The organism is Streptomyces sp. NPDC047022 (genome assembly GCF_040644155.1).
GTDB lineage: Bacteria > Actinomycetota > Actinomycetes > Streptomycetales > Streptomycetaceae > Streptomyces.
On the sequence record NZ_JBEYVV010000025.1, the window covers coordinates 62,584 to 80,280 of the forward strand.

The following is a 17,697-nucleotide window of genomic DNA, read 5'->3' on the forward strand; positions in this document are numbered from 1 at the left end:
ATGACCGTCGTAGAAGAGACCACGGCCGCACGCGTACCCGCGCCGGTTGCGGCGAGCGAGTCCGCACCCGCGCCCGAGGCGGACCTGCTCCCCGACCGGCCGCGCCGGATCGGCGGGCCCACCCGCTCGGGCGTGCTGTCCCTGTGCGGTGCCGCGCTCTCAGGACTGTGCGTCGCCGTGCTGCTGTTCGGCGAACTGGCCCCCTTCTCGGGAGCGTTGGGCTTCACCGTCACGGCATACCTCGCCTTCCTCGCGATCTACGCGGTGCTGACCGGACTCGAGGAGGACGGGCAGGCCGTACGTGACCGGGTGATGACCGTCGTGCTGTGGACGGCGGCGGCGCTGCTGTTCTCCGGGCTCGCCCTCGTCGTCGGCTTCACCGCCTGGCGCGGCCGGGAGGCGCTGCCGCACGGCAACTTCTTCACCCAGGACATGCAGGCCGCGGGGCCGCTCGACCCGCTCACGCACGGCGGTGTCGCGCACGCGATGCTCGGCACCCTCACGATGATCACCATCGCCCTGGTCATCACGGTTCCGCTGGGCCTGGCCTGCGCCGTCTACCTCAACCAGATCCCGGGCCGCTTCTCCCGGTTCGTACGGACCATCGTCGAGGCGATGACCGCCCTGCCGTCCATCGTGGCGGGCCTGATGGTGTACGCCACCTGGATCCTCGGGCTCGGCATGCAGAAGTCGGGCCTCGCGGCGGGCTTCGCGATCAGCGTGATGATGCTGCCGATCGTGATCCGCGCCGCGGACGTGGTGCTCCGGCTCGTGCCCGGCACCCTGACCGAGGCTGCGGAAGCGCTGGGCGCCCCGCGCTGGCGGACCGTGTGGCACGTGGTCCTGCCCACGGCCCGCTCGGGACTCGCCACGGCCGTCATCCTCGGCACCGCGCGCGGTATCGGAGAGACCTCACCCGTGCTGCTCACCGCGGGCTTCACGGCGGCGCTCAACGCCGACCCGACAAGCGGTCCGATGGTGTCCCTGCCGCTCGCCGTCTTCACCTTCGTCAAGTCGCCGGAGCCCACGATGATCGCCCGTGGCTTCGGAGCGGCAGCCGTGCTGATGGCGCTGGTCCTGGTGCTGTTCGCCATCGCCCGGGTGATCGGCGGACGCGGCCCCGGACACCTCGGCCGCCGCCAGGCACGCCGCGCCGCCCGCGCCTCGCGCCGTGACACCGAGCGCTTCGCCGAACTGCACGCGCCGGCCCTCTCGTTGTTCGAAGACGCTGCGGGGACCGTTTCGGGGACCGCTTCCCACACCGCTTCCCACGCCGCTTCGCACCCCGCACCGCGCACCGCCGACCCGTTCACCCAGCCTTCCCGGTCCACCAGCGACGAGGACCCCGGACAGAAGCCCGGAGCAACCGACTGATGCGCAGTCATTCCCCTCTCTCCTCACGCCGGCTGAGCGTGCCGGGGATCCTCGGCGCACTGCTCGCCGTGATCGCCGGTCTGCTGGCCGTCCCGCTCGCGGCACCGGCAGCCGCGGACTCCTACACCCCGATCGCCGGAGCCGGCTCCACCTGGGCCGAGAACGCGGTCGACGAATGGCGCCGCGCCGTCAACCAGTACGGCATGCGGATCAGTTACGCGGGCACCGGCTCCTCCGACGGCCGCCGCCAGTTCCTCAGCGGCACCGTGGACTTCGCGGTCTCGGACATCCCGTTCCAGACCCATCCCACGGACGGCTCCGCCGCCGAACGGCCGGGCGCGGGCAGCTACGCCTATATGCCGATCGTGGCGGGCGGAACCGTCTTCATGTACCACCTGACCGTCGGCGGCAAGCGGATCACCAACCTCAGGCTGTCGGGAGACGTGGTCACCAAGATCTTCACCGGCGTCATCAAGACCTGGGACGACCCGGTGATCAAGGCCGACAACCCCGGCCTGCAACTGCCGCACCGCCCGGTGGTCCCCGTGGTGCGCTCCGACGGCTCGGGATCCACCGCCCAGTTCACGATGTGGATGGCCAACCAGCACAAGTCGCTGTGGCAGGCGTACTGCGACCGCGTGGGCCGCTCCGGCGCCTGCGGGCAGACCTCGTACTACCCGACCGTCTCCGGAATGATCGCCCAGTCGGGCGACCTCGGCGTCGCCGGGTACGTGGCCCAGAACTACGGTGAGGGCGCGATCGGTTACGTCAACTACTCGTACGCGCTCAACGCGCACTACCCGGTCGCCAAGGTCCTCAACCACGCGGGCTACTACACCGAGCCCACCCCGCAGAACGTCGCGGTGTCACTGCTGAAGGCGCGGATCAACACCGACAAGAGCTCCCCCGACTACCTCACCCAGCAGCTCGACGGCGTCTACAACGACACCGACAAGCGCAACTACCCGCTCTCCAGCTACTCGTACATGATCCTTCCGCTGAAGGTGCAGGGCACCTTCACCCAGGCTAAGGGCAAGACGCTCGGCGCGTTCTCGTACTACTTCATGTGCCAGGGCCAGCAGGAGGCACCCCAGCTCGGCTACTCGCCGCTGCCGATCAACCTGGTCCAGGCCGGCTTCGACCAGATCCGCCGGATCCCGGGTGTGCAGGCCCAGAACATCAACATCCGGGGCTGCAACAACCCGACCTTCACCGCCGACGGCCACAACAAGCTCGCAGAGACCGCGCCCTACCCGGCGGCCTGCGACAAGTTGGGCGCGCCGCCGTGCACGACCGGCAGCGGCGGCGCCAGGACCGGCGGTGGCGCCGGCGGCGCCGGCGGTTCGGGCGGCGGCACGGGCGGTACGGGCGGTACGGCCGGAGGAGGCTCGGCCACGGGCGGCTCCATCGGCGGCACCTCCGGCGCCGGTGGCGCCGGCACGGGAGGCCCGGGCGGCAGTGCCTCGCCGTCCATCGACCCCGACACCGGACAGACCCTCGCGCCCGGCGGTCCGGGCGGGGGCTCCGGCGGCGGATCCGGTGGCGGCGCCGCGGGCGGCACGATCCCCCTCGCACATCCGGTCGCGGTGGCCGGGAACAGCGGCTGGACCACCACCCAGACGCTGATGCTGCTCGCCGCCTTCCTGGTGCTCGGGCTCGTCCTGCTCCCGTCCCTCGTGTCCCGGGCGATCACCTCGCGGATCTCGGACGACGCCTCGGGCGGCGAATCCAGGAACGGGAGTTCACGATGAACCGGCTGCGCAGAGCACTCGTGCGCCTGTTCGCCGGGGCCGCCGTCGGCGCCCTCGCCGGACTGGCCGTCGCCCAGGCGGCCCCGACCGCCACGGCCGCGGGCACCACCGGCTCCGCCGTCACGGTCGCGGGACGTGGCGAGTTCAAGGACATGCGGTTCACGGTCAGCCAGACCGCCCGTCTCACCAGCCAGGCGATCACCGTCTCCTGGACCGGCGGCACCCCGACCACGTTCGCGGGCACGCTGTTCGACACGGACTTCGTGCAGATCATGCAGTGCTGGGGCGACGACGACAAAGCCGTGGCCTCCAATCCAGGCCCGCCGCGCACCCAGTGCCAGTACGGCGCCTCCCCGACCACGGACCGGGGGAGCTGGCCCGGCAACGACTACGACGACACCCGCCGGGTCTTCTACAGCGCCGCCCCCACCAACTACGGCCAGGACGACCGCTACGGGGCGACCAACCCCAACGCCCCCGGCGAAGTGCCGTTCAAGTCCGTCGACGGCACGACCATCACCAGCGGCACCCAGAACAACGCGCTCTTCAACCGCAACACCACCAACGAGGTCGACTTCGCACGGACCGGCGCCGACGGCACCGGCCAGGAGTACTTCGAGGTGCAGACCGCCAACGAGGCCCCGCACCTGGGCTGCGGCGTCCCGGTCACCGAGAACGGCGTCACCAGACCGCGCTCCTGCTGGCTGGTGATCGTCCCGCAGGGTCATCTCGACCTCGACGGAAAGCCGTACGCCGACCACAGCCAGGTCAACGCGGGCTCCCCGGTCTCCTCCACCAACTGGAAGAACCGCATCGCCATCCCGCTGCAGTTCAACACGGTCGGCGCCAACTGCGCGCTCGGTGCCAAGGAGCGCCCGACCACCGGAAGCGAACTGGTCGCGGACGCGATGACCAGCTGGCAGACCGCGCTGTGCCCGACCGGCAAGGTCTACGGCTACACCGAACTCGGTGAGCCCGACACCCGCGCCCGCCTCACGAACGACGGCTCCAGCGGTCTCGCCTTCACCACCCGCGCCCTCGGCGCCGACGACGGCACCACGGCGCCCTCCGACACCACCGAATACGCGCCCGTCGCGCTCTCCGGAGCCGTCATCGGCTTCACGATCGAACGCAGACCCAAGGCCGGGGCACCCGACGACATCCGCAGACTCGCCGGCACGAAGGTCGAGTCGGTCGACCTGACACCCAGGCTCCTGGCCAAACTGCTCACCGAGTCGTACCGCAACTCCGCGTGGGGCGCCGTGCTCGGCACCTCCGCCGCCAAGGGCTACGACTGGGCGAGGAACAACCCGGCGGGCCTCGCCTCCGACCCCGAGTTCATCGCACTCAACCCGGAGTTCGCCCACCTCTCGGTCGCCGAGACACCCGCGACCGACACCGACCTGATCACCTCGCTCGGCCACAGCGACACCGCCCGCGCGCTGTGGCAGTGGATCGTCGCGGACAAGGACGCCCGCGGTTTCCTGTCCGGAGCGGACGACGGCTGGGGCATGCGGGTCAACCCGTACTACGCCACCAGCGCCGACCTCAACCCCACCGGCGTCGCCTTCGACCCGTCCCACGCCGACGACTACCCCAAGAGCGACCCCTGGTGCACGATCCCTCCGGGCTCCGGCGCCACCCTCAAGCAGTGCATGACCGACTTCCACCCCTACGTCGACGACATGCACTCCGGCGCCCTGCACACCCGGCGCGCCGACACGCTGTGGAAGTCGAGCTGGGACGCGCTCGCCAACCCGCCCGCGTTCAAGAGCCCCGGCCCGCAGACCGTCGGCTCCCGGTTCGTCATCACCGTCACCGACGCGGCCTCCGCGGTCCGCTACGGCCTGCAGACCGCCCGGCTGCGGAACGCCGCGGGCGTGTTCGTCGCGCCCACCGACGCCGCCCTGACCGCGGCGGCGGCGAGCGCCTCGGGCGGCGCGGCCCCCGGGATCAGCCCGGCCAAGGCCACCGCGAAGGACGCCTACCCGCTGGCCGAGCTGGTCTACGCGGCGGCCCGCCCCGCCAAGCTGGACGTGTCCGCCCGCAAGGACTACGCGGCCCTGCTGCGGTACGCGGCCGGGGCGGGGCAGGTCCCCGGCGCCGACCCGGGCCGGCTGCCCGCCGGCTATGCCCCGCTGCCCCAGAAGCTGCGAACCCGGGCGACCGGCGCCGCGAACGCGCTGGAGCACTACAAGGGTCCGTCACCCACGCCCTCCACGAGCGGCGGCACGACCTCCGCGGGGACGGCCGCGGGAGGCGGCACCGGCGGCCAGGAGACCCTCGGCAACGGTGCCGGCTCGGGCGGACCGACCGGCGGCGGCGCGGGCAACGGCGGTACGGGAAACGGCGGTACGGCGACGGGTGGCGGCGCGAGCGCCACGCCCAGCAGCCAGGCCTCCTACGACGGCGGCAAGGCCCTGCAGACGACCGCGGCAGGTGACACGCCCGCCGATCCCGCGAACCCGCTGCGGTACGCCGTCCCGGTCGGCACCGCGCTCGGCGCCGTGGCCGGTGCGGGCGCGCCCTTCGCGGGTGGCCGCAGGCTCCGGCTCCCGCTGCGGCTGCCGCTCCCCGGTGGCCGCACGGTCACCGTCATCCCCGAGTTCACCCTGCCCGAACGGCTGCGCAGGCTGCTGCCGCCGGGCCAGGGCTGAGACCCCCCACAGGAGACCGGGGGCGACAACCCCCGCTCCACACGGCAGGCAGGCCGCCCGCCCCGAAAGGCAGTCGGGGCGGACGGTCCGCACCACCCTGCCAGATCCACCACCCCCGTGCTCACCCACGCACATATCGTCAGGAGACTCTCGATGCGCACAATGCGCTCCACGGCGGCCCTCGTCGCCGCCTCCGTGGTGGCCGGCGGCCTGGCTCTGACGAGCCCGGCCTACGCCGACCCCACCCCGCCCGGGACCTTCCGCCAGCTCGTCGGCGTGGGCTCCGACACCACCCAGGACGTGCTGAACGCCCTGGCCGGCGACACCGTCAACGGCAAGAGCTACAGCCCCACCGCCGTGAAGTCGGCGACCGGCGCGGGCATCGCCTCGTACGACGCGATCGAGCCCGGCACCGGCTCCACCACCTCCACCATCACCACCCGCTCCGGCGGCCCGGCCTTCCTGCGCCCGAACGGCTCCGGCAACGGCCGCCTCGCCCTGAGCGAGGCGCTGACCGGCGACAAGTACCCGACCGGCACCGGTGTCTCCATCAAGGGCCAGGTCGACTTCGCACGCTCCTCCAGCGGCCCGTCGGTCTCCGGCACCGCGCTCACCTACATCCCGTTCGCCCGGGACGCGGTCGGTGTCGCCGTCAAGGGCTCGGCCCTGAACACCCTGACGGTCGACCAGCTGCACGACATCTACTCCGGCGCCCTCACCACGGTGGGCGGCCAGACCGTGCACCCGAAGATCCCGCAGAGCGGCTCCGGCACCCGCAAGTTCTTCCTGGCCGCGATCGGCCTCACCGACGCGACGCTCTCCCCGGGCATCCCGGTAGTCCAGGAGAACCAGGCGAACGACGCCCTCACCGAGGACGGCGCGCTCGTCCCGTTCTCCGTGGGCAGCTGGATCGCCCAGAACAACGACGTCGCCCCCGACCACAGCAAGGACGCCGCCGCGGCGGGCGGCCACCTGGCCTCCGTCCAGCTGCCCGGTGACAGCGGCGCCACCAGCCCCGTCACCACGGTCAACGGCAAGCTCGCCCCGGTCCAGGCCTACTACGAGAACGCGACCTTCGGCCGCGACGTCTACAACGTCGTCCCGTCCCGCGCGATCGACCCGACCAGCGTCTTCTTCGACAAGGACCTCTACGACGTCTTCGTCACCAGCGGCAGCCACACCGCCGCGATGGCGTCCGACTCCGCCGAGGGCGTCATCGCCGGCTTCGGCTTCGTGAACGAGTCCTACAACGGCTCCGTCAACCCCGCCAAGCACGCCAAGCTCGGCGGCCTGGAGGAGTCCGGCGTCGACGCCCGCACGCCCGCCGCGCCCGCCCTGAAGGCCTCCGCCGGTGACGCGAGCCTCAAGCTGAGCTGGTCCGCCCCGGCTCCCACCGGTCTCCCGGTCACCGACTACCGCCTCACGCTGACCGGTTCGGACGGCGCCGTCGTGGCCGTCAAGGACGTCAAGGACACCACCACGTCCTACACGTTCTCCGGTCTCGCCGCCGGCACCTACACCGCCACGGTCTTCGCCGCGAACCTCAACGGCACGGGCGCGGCGGCCACCTGGTCCGGCTCGGTGAAGTACGCCAGCACCATCAAGGCGACCACCGCGACGACCGCGTACGGCAGGACGCCGAAGGTCTCCGTCGCCGTCACCGGCTCGCACGGCGTCACCGCCGGCGGCAAGGTCACGGTCAAGGACGGCAGCACCACCCTCGCCACCGGCACCCTGGACGCCTCCGGCAAGGTCACCCTCAGCCTGTCGAACCACCTCCAGGTCGGCACGCACACGCTGAGCGTCTCCTACGGCGGCAGCAGCAAGCTGAACACGTCCTCGGTGACCGTCAAGCTGGCGATCCTCAAGGCGACCGCGTCGGTGAGCACTTCCGCGCCCGCCTCGGTCAGCCACACCGCCAGTGCCAAGGTCACCGTCAAGGTCACCGCGACCGGCACCACCCCGACCGGCACCGTGCGCATCTACGAGGGCTCGCACGTGATCGCCACCGGCACCCTGGACCGCTCCGGGAAGGTGGTCATCACCCTGCCGAAGCTGCGCACCGGCAAGCACACCATGCACGCCGCCTACATGGGCTCCTCGACGGTGAACTCGCACAACGGCGCGAACTTCATCATCAGGTCCAGCTGATCCGGCGAGGCCGGGGAGAGAGCGCCCACCGCACCGCGCGCTCTCCCCGGCCGCACCCGGAGCCACCCGAAATCGCCCGAAGCCACCGAGACCCCTCATGACCAGCGAAGGAGGCGGGCCGCCGTGACCGTCGCCGTACCGACCACGCTCGCACCGGCCGCCCTGAGGACGCCTGTCCGCAGTGCCACCGCCGTCCGTCACCTCGCCCGGGGCGGACTGCTGGCCCTCGCCGCCCTGCTGCTCGGCATCACCGCCCAGCTGCTGCTGGTCAGCGGCATCCAGGAGCACTCCGCGCAGCACGCCGCGTTCGACGAGCTGCGCGCCCAGCTCGCGCTGGGCACCGCCCCGGTGGCCCAGACCGACCAGGACGGCCGCCTCGTGGCCCCCGGCACTCCGGTCGCGCTCATCCGCATCCGCGCCCTGCATCTGTCCCAGGTCGTCCTCGAGGGCACCGACTCCACCGTCATGACCGACGGCCCCGGCCACCGCCGGGACACCCCGATGCCGGGACAGAGCGGCACCAGCGTGCTGATGGGCCGGGCCGCCGCCTACGGCGGCCCCTTCGGAGGGCTCGCCGGCCTCCGTCCGGGCACCGACTTCACGGTGATCACCGGCCAGGGCAAGGCGACCTACCGGGTCCTCAGTGTCCGCCACGCCGGCGATCCCGCCCCCGACACGCTCGCCGCGGGCAAGGGACGCCTGGTGCTCGTCACCGCCACCGGGCCGGGCTATATGCCCGGCGGCGTCCTGCGTGTGGACGCCGACCTGGTCTCCGCGCCCTTCCAGACCCCTGCCGCCACCATCCGCCCCGGCACCCTGCCGGACTCCGAGCAGCCCCTGGCCAGTCCGGGCGGAGTGCCGTGGCCGCTGGTGATGTGGCTCCAGGCGCTGCTCCTCGCGTCCGTCGCGGCCGTGTGGACCTGGCACCGCTGGGGCCGCCACCAGACGTGGATCGTCTTCGCCCCCGTCGTCCTGGTCCTCGGCCTCCAGGTCGCCACCCGCACCACCACACTGCTGCCCAACCTGCTGTGACCGCCGCACCGGCCCGCCCGCCACGAACCGAGGTACCCGACGTGACCGACGCCCTGACCGACACCGCCGTCCTGCCGCCCGCGTCCGCGTCCGCGGACCCCGCCGCCCTGGAGGCCCGCGCGGTGTCCGCCTGGTTCGGCAGCCACCAGGTGCTGAGCCGTGTCTCGCTGACGATGCCCGCCGGCCAGGTCACGGCCCTCATCGGACCCTCCGGCTGCGGCAAGTCGACGTTCCTGCGCACGCTCAACCGCATGCACGAGCTGATCCCCTCGGCGGCGCTCGCGGGCGAGGTGCTCTTCGACGGGGAGGACATCTACGCCCCCGAGCGGCGCCTGACCGACGCCCGGCGCATGATCGGCATGGTCTTCCAGAAGCCCAACCCGTTCCCCGCCATGTCGATCTACGACAACGTGGTGGCGGGCCTCAGGCTCACGGGGACCCGCGTCGGCCGCCGCACCAAGGACGAACTCGTCGAGGAGTCCCTCGGCCGCGCCGGCCTGTGGAAGGAGGTAAGGGACCGCCTCCGCCAGCCCGGCGGCGCGCTCTCCGGCGGCCAGCAGCAGCGGCTGTGCATCGCGCGCGCCCTGGCCGTGCGCCCCCGGGTGCTGCTGATGGACGAGCCGTGCTCGGCGCTCGACCCCACCTCCACCCGGCGGGTGGAGGAGACCATCCAGGAACTCGCGGGCGAGGTGACGGTCGTGATCGTCACCCACAACATGCAGCAGGCCGCCCGGGTCTCCGACCAGTGCGCCTTCTTCCTCGCCGAACAGGGCACCCCCGGCGGCATCGTGGAACACGGCCCCACCGAGGACGTCTTCGGCAATCCGAAGGACCAGCGGACGGCGGACTACGTGGCGGGCCGCTTCGGCTGACGTATCCGGGGACCCCGGGTCACAGATCCCGTATCCCCAGCCCCTCCCCGCTCGTTGAAGCGAATAACGCACGAGCGTATGAACCGCGAGCGTATGAACCGGGGGTGGAGGGACCTGATGACGGCGATCCAGTACTTCTGGCGGCACCCGCTGGCGGAACAGGTGCGGGAGGAGGGGCGCGCTGAAGGCCGCGTGGAAGGCCGCGTGGAAGGGCAGGTCGAGGCCAGGGCCGAGATGATCCTCCGCATTCTGGACTCGCGCGGAGTGCCGGTGGCCGACGCGGTGCGGGAGCGGGTGGAGGCGTGTACGGATCTGGAGCAGCTCGAGGTCTGGGTGTTACGGGCGGTCCACGCCGGGGATGCCGCGGATCTGTTCGCCGGGGAGTGAGGAACGGCTCCGCCGTGCACCGGCGGGTCGTGGTTCCCCTTGAGACAAGGGGACAGGGGCGGCGCAGCGGGTGGGTGGGACTGAAGTCGCGTTCCGCGGAAACCCGTGATCGACTTGGCCCGAAGCGGGCGAGTTTACCCATCCCCGTCGGCAACCAAGCGTCAGGTGGCCACCTTTTTTCGCCTGAGGGGCTGAAGTTTTCTGATCGAGGGGAGGTCGGCCCCCCGATCGCCCTACCCTTCAAAGGGTGAACCAAGTGATGTCCAGAGAGTCCGAGGCCGATTACTCCGCCGATCACTCCGGGGACACGGTGCTCCCCGGCGCGCTGCCCGAAGCGCTGCGCGCCGAACTTGTCGCCTTCCGTCGCGACCTGCACATGCACCCCGAGCTCGGCAACCAGGAGTTCCGTACGACCGCCGCGATCAAGGCCCGCCTGGAGCAGGAGGCACTCGCTCCGCGCGTGCTCGACACCGGCACCGGCCTCATCTGTGACATCGGCGAGTGGGACGGCGTACGCCCCATGCTGGCGCTGCGCGCCGACATCGACGCGCTCCCCATCCCGGACACCAAGACGGACTGCGCCTACCGCTCCACCGTGCCCGACCGCGCCCACGCCTGCGGCCACGACGTGCACACCACGGTCGTCCTCGGCGCCGGGCTGGTCCTGGCCGGACTGCACAAGGCGGGCCGGCTGCCGCAACCCGTTCGGCTGATCTTCCAGCCGGCCGAGGAGGTGCTGCCCGGCGGTGCGGCCGACGCGATCGAGTCCGGTGTCCTCGAAGGCGTCGGGCGGATCATCGGCGTCCACTGCGACCCCAAGGTCGACGCGGGGCGCATCGGACTGCGGCACGGCCCCATCACCTCCGCCTGCGACCGGCTCGAGGTCGCACTCGACGGCGCGGGCGGCCACACCGCGCGCCCCCACCTCACCACCGATCTCGTGACCGCCGCCGCGCGCGTCGCCACCGATGTGCCCACGCTGGTGGCGCGGCGCGTCGACGCCCGCAGCGGCCTCGCGGTGACCTGGGGCCGTATCGAGTCCGGGCACGCCTGCAATGTCATCCCCCAGCACGCCGAGCTCTCCGGGACCGTGCGCTGTCTGGATCTCGGCACCTGGCGGCAGGCGCCCGACCTGGTGCACGCGGCGATCGACGAGATCGCGAACCTGTACCGGGCGAAGTCCGAGATCAACTACATCCGGGGTGTGCCGCCCGTCGTCAATGACGTCGCCGTCACCGAACTGCTGCGCGACGCGATGGCCCTGCGCTGCGGTATCGACTCCGTCGAGGACACCGAGCAGAGCCTCGGCGGCGAGGACTTCTCCTGGTATCTGGAGCATGTGCCCGGCGCCATGGCCCGCCTCGGCGTCCGCCGGCCCGGCGAGCGCGGCGTCCGTGATCTGCATCAGGGCGATTTCGACGTGGATGAGCACGCCATCACGGTCGGCGTGGAATTGTTCACAGCGGCGGCGCTGCTGGATGCGGGACGGTAGGGCGAGGAGCCGCTGGAATCCGGCCGGGAGACGAGTGCGCGGCCCCCTCGGGGGCCGCGCGCCCCTTGGGCACAACGCACTCGCAAGCCATTCGCGCACTATGCCCGACAACGGCGCGGGAGGCTCAAGATCCCGAGTTCAGATGCTGTTTGCCTCGAATCGATAACAGCTTCGAGAGGGGTGTTTTTCTGACATCTACGCGCGTTACGATTCCGCGAAGCCGACGCCGAAGTGGCGTCTTGGCTCGAGCATCGGCACGGTGCTCGCAGCAAGCGCCGACACGGCGCTCAGGTCAGGTGAAGGAGCCTTCCCGTGCGCCGGGTAGCCAAGCTTTCCGCTGCGGTCATCGCGACCGCGGCTCTCGCCGTGACTGCCACTGCCTGTGGTAGCACCTCCTCCGACAGCGACAAGTCCTCCTCCGCCTCCGGCGGCAAGGGCGGTCCCAAGATCGGTCTCGCCTACGACGTCGGCGGCCGTGGCGACCACTCCTTCAACGACTCCGCCGCGCGCGGTGCCGACAAGGCCGTTTCCGACTTCAGCGCCTCCATCAAGGAGCTGACCGCCAAGACCTCCGACACCGAGGCCGACCGCGAGCAGCGACTCTCCGACCTCGCGGACGCGGGCTACAACCCGATCGTAGCCGTCGGCTTCTCCTACGCCCCGGCCGTGACCAAGATCGCCGCGAAGTACCCGAAGGTCAACTTCGGCCTCGTCGACTCGGTCGTGGACGCCAAGAACGTGAACAGCATCACGTTCACCGAGGAGCAGGGCTCCTACCTCGCCGGTGTCGCCGCCGCGCTGAAGACCAAGAAGGACCACGTCGGCTTCATCGGCGGTGTGGACAACCCGCTGATCAAGAAGTTCGAGGCGGGCTACACCCAGGGCGTGCACGACACCAACCCCAAGGTGAAGGTCGACGTCCAGTACCTGTCCCACGGCCAGGACTTCTCCGGCTTCTCCAGCCCCGACAAGGGCCAGCAGGCCGCGCAGGGCATGCTGGACGGCGGCGCGGACGTCATCTACACGGCGGCCGGTTCCTCCGGTAACGGCGCGATCGAGGCCGTGAACGGCGTCAAGGGCGCCTGGGCGATCGGCGTGGACTCCGACCAGTACAACCTCCCGGGTCTGGCCAAGTACAAGAGCTCGATCCTGACCTCCATGGTCAAGAACGTCGACGTCGGCGTGTACGACTTCATCAAGTCCGTCAAGGACGGCAAGCCGCTGACGGGCAACAACATCTACTCGCTGGAAAAGGGCGGCGTCTCGCTGGCCACCAGCGGCGGCTTCATCAGCGACATCCAGCCCAAGCTGGACGCCGCGAAGAAGAAGATCGTCGACGGCACGGTCAAGGTCAAGACCACCCCGTGATCCGAGGCGGCCCGGCCTGACCGGTCGGGCCGCCGTACTTGGCTCGGCGCAGGGGGATGTCCGGTTCGGATTCCCCCTGGCCGAGCCATAACAATGTGTCAACTCTACGCGTGTAGCGTGAAGTTGCCGCGCTAGCGTCGCCGACGCCTGCCCCCTCCTACGAAGCCTCTTTCCCCGAGGAGAGTGCGCCATCAACGCGTCCAGCCCTCCCGCTGCCGTCGAACTGCGCGGCATCACCAAGCGTTTCCCCGGAGTCGTCGCCAACCGTGACATCGACATCACGGTCCGCAAGGGAACTGTCCACGCCCTGTGCGGTGAGAACGGTGCCGGCAAGTCGACCCTGATGAAGATCCTCTACGGCATGCAGCAGCCGGACGAGGGCACGATCACGCTCGACGGCGAACAGGTCGTCCTGAACAACCCCGGTGACGCGATCGCCCGCGGCATCGGCATGGTGCACCAGCACTTCATGCTCGCCGACAACCTCACCGTCCTGGAGAACGTCGTTCTCGGCGCGGAGAAGCTGTACGGCATCGGCGGCAAGGCCCGCACGAAGATCAAGGAGATCTCCGACGCGTACGGCCTGAACGTCCGCCCCGACGTGCTCGTGGAGCAGCTCGGTGTCGCGGACCGCCAGCGCGTGGAGATCCTCAAGGTCCTCTACCGCGGTGCCAGGACCCTGATCCTGGACGAGCCCACGGCCGTGCTCGTGCCGCAGGAGGTCGACGCGCTCTTCGACAACCTGCGCGACCTCAAGGCCGAGGGCCTCACCGTCATCTTCATCTCCCACAAGCTGGGAGAGGTGCTCTCCGTCGCCGACGAGATCACCGTGATCCGCCGCGGTACGACGGTCGGCACGGCCGAGCCGTCCACCACCACGACCAAGCAGCTCGCCGAGATGATGGTCGGCAGCGAACTGCCCACTCCCGAGACCGCGGAGTCCACGGTCACGGACGTCCCGATGCTCCAGATCGACGGCCTGCACCTGTCGCAGAAGGACCTCGACGGCGTCGAGCGGATCATCCTCGACGAGATCTCCTTCACCATCCACAAGGGCGAGGTCCTCGGCATCGCCGGCGTCGAGGGGAACGGCCAGTCCGAGCTGGTCGAGGCGATCATGGGTATGCGCAACCCCGACGCCGGCGTGGTCACCCTCGACGGCGCCGACATCTCCCGCACCCCCACGCGTGGCCGCCGCGAGACCGGCATCGGCTACATCCCCGAGGACCGCCACCGCCACGGACTGCTGCTCGAAGCGCCGCTGTGGGAGAACCGCATCCTCGGCCATGTCACCGAGGCGCCCAACTCGCGCGGCCCCCTGCTGGACATCAAGGCCTCCCGCGCCGACACCGAGCGGATCGTGCAGGCGTACGACGTCCGCACGCCCGGTATCGACGTGACGGCCGCCTCGCTGTCCGGTGGCAACCAGCAGAAGCTGATCGTCGGCCGCGAGATGAGCCACAGCCCCAAGCTGCTCATCGCCGCCCACCCCACCCGCGGCGTGGACGTCGGCGCCCAGGCGGCCATCTGGGACCACATCAGGGAGGCCCGCCGCGAAGGACTGGCCGTCCTGCTGATCTCCGCCGACCTGGACGAGCTGATCGGGCTCTCCGACACCCTGCGGGTGATGTACCGCGGCCGTCTGGTCGCCGACGCCGACCCCGCCACGATCACCCCCGAAGAGCTGGGCTCCGCCATGACCGGTGCGGCCACCGGCCACCTGGAAGCCCCCACGGAGGACGACGAGCGATGAAGAAGCTGACCTCACGGTTCGACAAGGAGCGCCTGCTCCTCGGGATCGCGGCACCGCTGCTGGCGATCGTCGCCGCGCTCGTCGTCACCGCCCTGGTGATCCTCGCGACCGGCAAGAACCCCGGCCCCGCCTTCAACGACATGGTGACCTACGGCTTCGCCAGCGACAGCCAGGTCTACATCCTCAACAAGGCGACGACGTACTACCTCGCGGGTGTCTCGGTGGCCATCGGCTTCCGGATGAACCTGTTCAACATCGGCGTCGACGGCCAGTACCGGCTCGCCGCCTTCTTCGCCGCCGCCCTCGGCGCGGCACTGACCGTGCCCGGCTGGCTCGCCATCCCGCTGATCCTCATCTGCGCCATGGGAACCGGTGCCGTGTGGGCGGCCATCGCCGGCATCCTCAAGGTGACCCGCGGCGTCAGCGAGGTCATCTCGACGATCATGCTGAACGCGATCGCCACCGCGATCATCGCCTACCTGCTCCAGCCCGGAAAGCTGGCCACGCTCCAGCAGGGCAACACCGTCGTGGCCACCAAGCCGCTGCCGTCGGCCGCGCACTTCTTCACCATCAACGCCGGCCCGGCCGGTGATCTGTGGGGCTTCATCGTCATCGCCGCGGCCGTCGGCATCGCGTACTGGTTCGTGCTCGGCCGCACCCGGTTCGGTTACGACCTGCGCACCGTCGGCCAGTCCGAGAGCGCCGCCGCCGCGAGCGGCGTGTCGGTGAAGAAGATGATCGCCACCAGCATGATCATCTCGGGTGCCGTGGCAGGTCTGATCGGCATGCCGAGCCTGCTCAACGACAGCTACCAGTACAGCAGCGACTTCCCGACGGGCATCGGCTTCACCGGCATCGCCATCGCGCTGCTCGGCCGCAACAACCCGGTCGGTATCGCGCTCGGCGCCCTGCTCTGGGGCTTCCTGGAGCGCACCACCAACCACCTGGAGTTCCAGGGCTACGACAAGGAAATCCTCGGCGTCATCCAGGGCGTCATCGTGCTGTGCGTCGTCATCGCCTACGAGGTCGTACGCCGCTACGGTCTGAAGCGCCAGCAGCAGCGTGTCGGCGCCGAACTCGCCGCCCAGGCCGCCGCCCCGACGAAGAAGCAGGAGGTGGCGTGATGACTGCCACGATGACCGACGCGCCGCCGCCCGCGGCGCCCAAGGCGGCCACCGCGTCCCAGCGCTCCGGCCGCTCCCTCGCCCAGATCCTCCTGCTCGTCGCTGGTGGCCTGCTGCTCCTGGCGGCGGTCCGTATGATCACCGGCTCGCAGGACCTCGACTCCACCGGGCAGGTCAGCGCAGCCCTCGGCCTCGCCGTGCCGATCGGGCTCGCCGGTCTCGCCGGTCTGTGGTCCGAGCGCTCCGGTGTGGTCAACATCGGCCTCGAGGGCATGATGATCCTCGGCACCTTCGGCGCCGGCTGGATCGGCTGGCAGACCAACCCCTGGCTCGGCCTGCTGGCCGGCATCGCCTTCGGTGTCCTCGGCGGCCTCGTGCACGCGGTCGCCACCGTCACCTTCGGCGTGGACCACATCGTCTCCGGTGTCGCGATCAACCTGCTCGCGCTCGGTGCGACCCAGTACCTCGCCAAGCTCTTCTTCACCAACGGGGCGGCGGCGAACGCGGGCGGCAACCCGAAGCAGTCGCCGCCGGTGGACTCGCTGCCGGACGTGACCCTGCCCGGTCTGTCCGACGGCCTCCAGTCGCTGGAGAAGCACCACTGGTTCCTGGTCTCCGACATCGCCGGCATTCTCGGCGGACTGGTCACCCACCTGTCCGTGATCACGATCCTGGCCGTGGTGCTGTTCGTGGCGAGCTGGTGGCTGCTGTGGCGCACCCCGTTCGGTCTGCGCCTGCGCTCCTGCGGTGAGAACCCGACCGCCGCGGAGTCGCTCGGCGTCAACGTCTACTCGTACAAGTACGCCGCCGTCGCCATCTCCGGCGGGCTCGCCGGACTCGGTGGCGCCTTCCTGGCGCTGGTCACCTCGCACACCTACCTGGAGGGCCAGACCGGCGGCCGAGGCTACATCGGCCTCGCGGCGATGATCTTCGGCAACTGGCGTCCCGGCGGCCTCGCGATGGGCGCGGGCCTGTTCGGCTACTCCGACGCACTCCAGCTCCGCAACGGCGGCACCACCGTCCACGCGCTGCTGCTCCTGCTGGTCGTCCTGCTCGTGGCGCTGGGCGCCTGGAAGCTGTACCGCAAGGCGATGGTGCAGGGCCTGACCAGCCTGGTCATGGCCGTGCTGGTCCTGGTCTGGTACCTGGTCACCGACTCGGTCCCGAGCGACTTCGTGGGCGCCACCCCGTACGTCGTCACGCTGCTCGTGCTGTCGCTGTCCGCGCAGCGCCTGCGGATGCCGAAGGCGGACGGCATGCGGTACCGGAAGGGACAGGGCAAGTGACCGAGGCCGCCGGATTCGACTGGGAGGCGCTGCGTGCTCAGGCACGCGAGGCCATGTCCCACGCGTACGCCCCGTACTCGGGCTTCCCGGTCGGTGCGGCGGCCCTGGTCGACGACGGGCGCACCATCTCCGGCTGCAACGTCGAGAACGCCTCGTACGGCCTCGGCCTGTGCGCCGAGTGCGGACTCGTCTCCGAACTCCAGCGCACGGGCGGCGGCAGGCTCACCCACTTCACCTGTGTGGACGGCACGGGCGGACTGCTCGTGCCGTGCGGCCGCTGCCGTCAGCTGCTCTACGAGTTCGGCGGCCCCGACCTGCTCCTGGACACCCCGGCGGGCGTCCTGCCTCTCTCCGAGATGCTGCCCCAGGCCTTCGGCCCGGACCATCTCACCAAGTAACTCCCGTGTGGCCCCTCTGAGTTGCCCGAGTAGCTCAGGGGGGCCGCACCCC

12 protein-coding genes and 1 pseudogene are annotated in these 17,697 nt (G+C 70.8%); all 13 read left to right on the forward strand.

The window, feature by feature from the left end:
* The 13 genes and pseudogenes from pstA to ABZ845_RS23380 all read left to right on the forward strand — a co-directional run bounded on the left by pstA (position 1) and on the right by ABZ845_RS23380 (position 17,645).
* Complete coding sequence (pstA, locus tag ABZ845_RS23320) at positions 1-1,374, forward strand: phosphate ABC transporter permease PstA (RefSeq protein WP_360982687.1); 1,374 nt, start codon at positions 1-3, stop codon at positions 1,372-1,374.
* On the forward strand, positions 1,374-3,125 hold the full coding sequence (locus ABZ845_RS23325) for a substrate-binding domain-containing protein (protein WP_360982688.1): 1,752 nt from the start codon (positions 1,374-1,376) through the stop codon (positions 3,123-3,125). The genes pstA and ABZ845_RS23325 overlap by 1 nt, the downstream gene beginning before the upstream one ends.
* The gene (locus ABZ845_RS23330; protein ID WP_360982690.1) at positions 3,122-5,782 is read left to right on the forward strand and encodes a hypothetical protein; all 2,661 of its coding nucleotides are present in this window, start codon (positions 3,122-3,124) and stop codon (positions 5,780-5,782) included. The genes ABZ845_RS23325 and ABZ845_RS23330 overlap by 4 nt, the downstream gene beginning before the upstream one ends.
* 153 nt (positions 5,783-5,935) lie before the next feature.
* Complete coding sequence (locus ABZ845_RS23335) at positions 5,936-7,933, forward strand: Ig-like domain repeat protein (protein ID WP_360982692.1); 1,998 nt, start codon at positions 5,936-5,938, stop codon at positions 7,931-7,933.
* A gap of 123 nt (positions 7,934-8,056) precedes the next feature.
* Complete coding sequence (locus ABZ845_RS23340) at positions 8,057-8,965, forward strand: sortase (protein WP_360982694.1); 909 nt, start codon at positions 8,057-8,059, stop codon at positions 8,963-8,965.
* Positions 8,966-9,072: 107 nt separating this feature from the next.
* Positions 9,073-9,837, forward strand: a complete 765-nt coding sequence (pstB, locus tag ABZ845_RS23345; RefSeq protein ID WP_360982764.1) for a phosphate ABC transporter ATP-binding protein PstB — start codon at positions 9,073-9,075, stop codon at positions 9,835-9,837.
* A gap of 99 nt (positions 9,838-9,936) precedes the next feature.
* Positions 9,937-10,224, forward strand: a pseudogene (locus ABZ845_RS23350) (hypothetical protein); the annotation flags it as partial.
* Between the two features lie 259 nt (positions 10,225-10,483).
* On the forward strand, positions 10,484-11,716 hold the full coding sequence (locus ABZ845_RS23355; protein WP_360982696.1) for an amidohydrolase: 1,233 nt from the start codon (positions 10,484-10,486) through the stop codon (positions 11,714-11,716).
* Between the two features lie 312 nt (positions 11,717-12,028).
* A complete protein-coding gene (locus tag ABZ845_RS23360) occupies positions 12,029-13,084 on the forward strand; it encodes a BMP family ABC transporter substrate-binding protein (protein ID WP_360982698.1) in 1,056 nt (351 codons plus the stop codon).
* 190 nt (positions 13,085-13,274) lie between these two features.
* A complete protein-coding gene (locus ABZ845_RS23365; protein WP_360982766.1) occupies positions 13,275-14,837 on the forward strand; it encodes an ABC transporter ATP-binding protein in 1,563 nt (520 codons plus the stop codon).
* Entirely contained in the window at positions 14,834-15,961 is a 1,128-nt protein-coding gene (locus ABZ845_RS23370) for an ABC transporter permease (protein ID WP_360982700.1), read from the forward strand. Before ABZ845_RS23365 ends, ABZ845_RS23370 begins: the two co-directional genes overlap by 4 nt.
* Positions 15,961-17,247, forward strand: a complete 1,287-nt coding sequence (locus tag ABZ845_RS23375; RefSeq protein WP_360982702.1) for an ABC transporter permease — start codon at positions 15,961-15,963, stop codon at positions 17,245-17,247. Before ABZ845_RS23370 ends, ABZ845_RS23375 begins: the two co-directional genes overlap by 1 nt.
* Positions 17,244-17,645: a cytidine deaminase gene (locus ABZ845_RS23380; protein ID WP_360982704.1), complete on the forward strand. Its 402-nt coding sequence runs from the start codon at positions 17,244-17,246 to the stop codon at positions 17,643-17,645. Before ABZ845_RS23375 ends, ABZ845_RS23380 begins: the two co-directional genes overlap by 4 nt.
* The last annotated feature ends 52 nt before the right edge of the window (positions 17,646-17,697 follow it).